We start from the raw sequence: 385 nt of genomic DNA on the forward strand, positions 1-385 counted from the left end.
CGGCCGGCTGGGGCGACCGCCCCGCGCCGGTGCTGGTCGATGGCACGCGCACCACGCTGGTCGGCCGGGTCTCGATGGACATGGTCTGCGTGGATCTCACGCCCTGCCCGAAGGCCCGTGTCGGCACATCGGTCACGCTCTGGGGCCAGGGCCTGCCGATCGACGAGGTGGCGGCGGCCAGCGGCACCGTCGGCTATGAGCTGATGTGCGCGCTGGCGATGCGCGTACCCTGCACGGTGGCCACGCTGACCACGGCCGACGCCCCGGCCTGACCCGCGCCTGACCGCCGCTGACCCTCTCCCAGAACAAGGACGCCGTTTGGCCAAGACCAAGACTGTCTATTCCTGCACCGAGTGCGGCGGCACCACGCCGCGCTGGGCCGGGC

At 72.7% G+C, this 385-nt stretch carries 1 protein-coding gene; it reads left to right on the forward strand.

The window, feature by feature from the left end; translation table 11 throughout:
- Window positions 1-272, forward strand: a 272-nt coding sequence (locus tag AC1DCP_RS26640) for an alanine racemase C-terminal domain-containing protein (protein WP_476774906.1), incomplete at its 5' end; no start/stop codon positions are given.
- Window positions 273-385 lie beyond the last annotated feature (113 nt).

This window comes from Agrobacterium sp. 10T429 (assembly GCF_056393925.1).